General features: G+C 71.2%; 5 protein-coding genes. 2 read left to right on the plus strand and 3 right to left on the minus strand.

Annotation, left to right across the window (positions count from 1 at the left end):
- Positions 1-58: 58 nt before the first annotated feature.
- Positions 59-1,339, minus strand: a complete 1,281-nt coding sequence (locus GBZ26_RS27670; protein ID WP_174441558.1) for a glutamate-5-semialdehyde dehydrogenase — start codon at positions 1,337-1,339, stop codon at positions 59-61.
- A gap of 181 nt (positions 1,340-1,520) precedes the next feature.
- Here GBZ26_RS27670 and GBZ26_RS27675 point away from each other — a divergent pair, with 181 nt between their 5' ends.
- Together GBZ26_RS27675 and GBZ26_RS27680 are read left to right on the plus strand one after the other, a co-directional pair.
- A complete protein-coding gene (locus GBZ26_RS27675) occupies positions 1,521-2,372 on the plus strand; it encodes a c-type cytochrome (RefSeq protein ID WP_174441559.1) in 852 nt (283 codons plus the stop codon).
- Positions 2,373-2,481: 109 nt separating this feature from the next.
- Positions 2,482-3,225, plus strand: coding sequence for a sulfite exporter TauE/SafE family protein (locus tag GBZ26_RS27680; protein ID WP_174441560.1), 744 nt, complete (start codon positions 2,482-2,484; stop codon positions 3,223-3,225).
- Between the two features lie 24 nt (positions 3,226-3,249).
- Here the strand turns inward: GBZ26_RS27680 and GBZ26_RS27685 are convergent, their stop codons facing one another.
- Together GBZ26_RS27685 and GBZ26_RS27690 are read right to left on the minus strand one after the other, a co-directional pair.
- Complete coding sequence (locus GBZ26_RS27685) at positions 3,250-3,933, minus strand: HAD-IA family hydrolase (RefSeq protein ID WP_174441561.1); 684 nt, start codon at positions 3,931-3,933, stop codon at positions 3,250-3,252.
- Positions 3,930-4,255: PUA domain-containing protein (locus tag GBZ26_RS27690; RefSeq protein WP_345772079.1), on the minus strand; the 326-nt coding region annotated here is incomplete at its 5' end. The genes GBZ26_RS27685 and GBZ26_RS27690, both read right to left, overlap by 4 nt.

Here is a 4,255-nt window from a genome sequence, read left to right on the forward strand (position 1 = left end):
TGCGCCCACCTCTGGCGTGGGGGGGGAGGGGTGGGAGGGGGCGTCTTGTATGGCGGTGTTACGGCCGCGCCGGGCCATCGCCACGCACGACATACTTGTAGCTGGTCAGCTGCTCCGCCCCGACCGGGCCGCGGGCGTGGAACTTGTCGGTGGAGATGCCGATCTCCGCGCCCATGCCGAACTCGCCGCCGTCGGCGAACTGGGTGCTGGCGTTCCACAGCACGATGCCGCTGTCGATGCGCTGGAGGAAGCGCTCCGCCGCCGCCGGGTCCTCGGTCACGATGGCGTCGGTGTGGTGGGAGCCGTGACGGTTGATGTGGTCGATCGCCCCGTCCACCCCGTCCACCACGCCGCAGGCGATGATGGCGTCGAGATATTCGGTGTCCCAGTCCTCCGCCGTCACCGCGGTCACGCGCGGGTCGGCGGCCTGGGCGGCGGCGTCGCCGCGGACCGCGCAGCCGGCGTCCAGCAGATCCTTCACCAGCACCGGCAGGACTTCGTCGGCGATCTTGCGGTCGATCAGCAGCGTTTCGGCGGCGCCGCAGATCGAGGTGCGGCGCATCTTGGCGTTCATCACCACCTTGCGCGCCTTCTCCGGGTCGGCCCCGGCGTCGACATAGACGGTGTTGTTGCCGTCGAGATGCTTGATGACCGGGATGCGGCTCTCCTCGGCGATGCGCTGGATCAGCGACTTGCCGCCGCGCGGGACGATGACGTCGATACAGTCGCGCATGGTCAGCATGTGGCCGACCGCCGCCCGGTCCGTGGTGGGGACGAGCTGGATCGCCGCTTCCGGCAGGCCGGCGGCGCGCAGCCCGTCGGCCAGACAGGCGGCGATGGCGCCGGACGAGCGGATGCTTTCCGACCCGCCGCGCAGGATCGCCGCGTTGCCCGACTTCAGGCAGAGGCCGCCGGCGTCGGCGGTCACGTTGGGGCGGCTCTCGTAGATGATGCCGATCACCCCCAGCGGCACGCGCACGCGCTGGATGGCCAGCCCGTTGGGGCGGGTCCATTCGGCGATGACGCCGCCGATGGGATCGGGGAAGTCGGCGATGTCCTCCAGCCCCTTGGCCATCGCCTCGATGCGGGCGTCGTTGAGGGCGAGGCGCTCGATCATGGGGCCGGCGAGGCCGCGCTCCCGGGCGGCGGCGACGTCCGCGTCGTTGGCCGCCTGGATCTCCGCCTTGCGGGCGCGGATAGCGGCCGCCGCCGCCCGCAAGGCCTGATCCTTCGACGGGCTTGGCACGGTCGCCAGCTCCGCGGCGGCGGCGCGGGCGGCGCGGCCGAGGGCGAGCATCTGATCGTGCAAGGCGTCGGTGGTCTCAAGCAGGGCGGACATCGGTCTCACTCCAGTGGCGTTCGCCAATTGAAAAGGGCCGGAACCATAGCCGATCCTGTGTTTCCGCGAAAGCCATGCCGGCTAAGCCGAAAAGCTGAGTGGAATACTCAACATTCAGCCTGGGCCGCGGATTGTTGCGTGGTTAGCGTGCCGTCATGCAACATCGGTGAGGGAGCCTTTCATGAACCGGCTGGTCCGCCGCGGCGCCGCCGTGGCCGTTGGGATGGTGTGCCTGGGGGGATCGGCCTGGGCGGAAACACCATTGGAGCGGGGGCGCGCCCTGGTCAACGGCATCGTCGCCTGCGGCAACTGCCACACGCCGCAAGGGCCGAACGGCCCGGTCGCGGGACGGGAGATGGCTGGCGGGACGCCCTTCGTCGAGGACCCCTTCACCGCCTACGCCTCCAACATCACGCCGGACCCGGAGACGGGGATCGGGCGCTGGACCGACGAGCAGCTCGTCACCGCCATCCGCGAGGGCCGGCGGCCTGACGGCAGCCTGATCGGCCCGCCGATGCCCTTCGGCTTCTACCGCGGCCTGTCGGACGGTGACCTGCGCGCCATCGTCGCCTATCTGCGCAGCGTGCCGCCGGTGCGGCATTCTGTCCCGAAGTCGGAGTACCGCATGGCGCTGCCCGCCGCCTATGGCCCGCCGGTCGGGACGGTGGCGGAGGTGCCGCGTACGGACCCGGTGACGTACGGCGCGTACATGGCCGGCCCGCTCGGCCACTGCATGGAGTGCCACACGCCGATGCTGCCGGACGGGCGGCTCGACACGACCCGCATGGGGGCCGGCGGACGCAACTTCACCGGGCCGTGGGGCAACGCCGTGTCCCGCAACATCACGCAGGACAAGGAGCATGGGCTGGGCGGCTGGACCGACGCGGAGATCGGCAAGGCGATCACGGAGGGTGTACGTCCCGACGGCAGCCGGCTGAGCCCGCCCATGGGCTATCACTATTACAAGGGCATGAGCGACGGCGAGCTGGGCGCCCTGGTCGCCTACCTCCGTACGCTTCCTCCGGCCCGCTGAACCAACAACAGCGCCATGTGAATTACCGCACCGCCGAAAACGCAGTACCGTAAGCTTTGCCGAGAGGGCATAGTCCGCGGGCTTTTTCCACCCGCCGGACCGTGGCCCCATGCTGACCCTGCTGCTGATCGTCTCCGCCTTCTTTGCGGGCGTGCTCAACGCCGTGGCCGGTGGCGGCAGCTTCCTGACCTTCCCGGCGCTGATCATGGCCGGCGTGCCGCCGCTGAACGCCAACGCGACGAGCACGGTGGCGGTGTCGCCGGGCGCGCTGGCCAGCGCCTACGGCTACCGGCGGGAGCTGGGGCGGATCAAGGAGGTCAGCCTACCGGCCTTCCTCGGCGTCAGCCTGGTTGGCGGGCTGCTGGGGGCGCTGCTCCTGCTGTGGACGCCGCAGCGGGTGTTCGAGGCGGTCATCCCCTGGCTGCTGCTGTTCGCGACGGTGCTGTTCGCCTTCGGTCCGAAGGTGTCGGCCTACATCCGCCGCAACTTCAAGGTCGGCCACGCCACGGTGCTGATCGTGCAGTTCTTCATCGCCATCTACGGCGGCTATTTCGGCGGGGGGATCGGCATCCTGATCCTGGCGACGCTGGGCGTCTTCGGCCTGACCGACCTGCACGCGATGAACGGGCTGAAGGCGCTGGTGTCCGGCTGCCTGAATGCGGTGGCCGTGGTGGCCTTCGTCTTCGGCGGCGCGGTCTATTGGAACGAGGCGCTGATCATGCTGGTCGCCGCCATGGCCGGCGGCTACGCCGGGGCCGCCGTCGCCCGCCACATCCCGCCGCCGGTCCTGCGCAAGTTCGTGATCGTCGTGGGCGTGGCGATGACGGTCTATTTCTTCGTCACGAAGGGCTGAGGCCGCCCTAGAGGCCGGCGGCGGTCAGTCCGCCGCCATGCGCTCCGCAAGGCCGCACAGGCTATCCCAATCCAGCGCCGCCGGGTCCTCCACCACATGATCGGCGGCCTCGAACAGCAGGTCGGCGTGCTGGGGCCAGGCGATGGTCAGCATGCCGGCGGCCCTGGCGGCGCGGGCGCCGGTCGGGCTGTCCTCGATCACCGCGCAGGCCGCGGGCGGCACGCCGAGGCGGGCGGCGGCGGTCAGGTAGGGCTCGGGGTCCGGCTTGCCCTTGCCCACGTCGTCGCGGCTGAGGCCGAACAGGAAATGAGGGCTGCCCATGTGGCGCAGGTTGGCCTCGACCACGCGGCGCCCGCTGTTCGACACGCAGGCCTGCAGCAGCCCCCGCTCCGCGAAGGCGTCGACCAGCGCCAGGGCGCCGGCCCGCGCCTCGACCTCGGCGATGCGCTCCAGATAGAGGTCGGTGATGGCGTCCGCCCATTCCCGGAAGGTCAGGGCCATCGGGCGAGCGGCGTGCAGCCGGGCGTACAGCTCGGGGAAGGCGACGCCCAGCGTGGCCGCGTAGTCCGTGTCGGACAGGGCATGGCCGTGCAGCCGGCAGACCGCGATGGTGGCGCGCTGGTGCCACGGCTCGCTGTCGAGCAGCGTGCCGTCGATGTCCCACAGGATGGCCTGGAGGGGCGGGCGGCCCACGATCGAACCGCTCACCGCACCACCAGATCGTCGCGGTGGATCATCTCGTCGCGGCCCCGGTAGCCGAGGATCTCTTCGATCTCGTGGCTCTTGCGGCCGGCGATGCGGCGGGCGTCCTCGGCGGCGTAGGCGGTCAGGCCGCGCGCCACCTCGCGCCCGTCCGGCGCCTTCACCACCACCACGTCGCCGCGCTCGAAGTCGCCCTCGACGGCGCGCACCCCGGCGGGCAGCAGGCTGGCCCCCTTTGCGAGCGCCGACAGCGCGCCGGCGTCCACGGTCAGCGCGCCGTGGGCGTTCAGGTTGCCGCCGATCCACGCCTTGCGGGCGGAGGAGGGGG

Source organism: Azospirillum formosense (assembly GCF_013340925.1).
In the GTDB taxonomy this organism is placed as follows: Bacteria; Pseudomonadota; Alphaproteobacteria; order Azospirillales; family Azospirillaceae; genus Azospirillum; species Azospirillum formosense.

Coding starts and splice junctions, on each gene's coding strand:
- GBZ26_RS27675 (WP_174441559.1), top strand. CDS start 1,521: ATGAACCGGCTGGTCCGCCGCGGCGCCGCCGTGGCCGTTGGGATGGTG.
- GBZ26_RS27680 (WP_174441560.1), top strand. CDS start 2,482: ATGCTGACCCTGCTGCTGATCGTCTCCGCCTTCTTTGCGGGCGTGCTC.
- GBZ26_RS27670 (WP_174441558.1), bottom strand. CDS start 1,339: ATGTCCGCCCTGCTTGAGACCACCGACGCCTTGCACGATCAGATGCTC.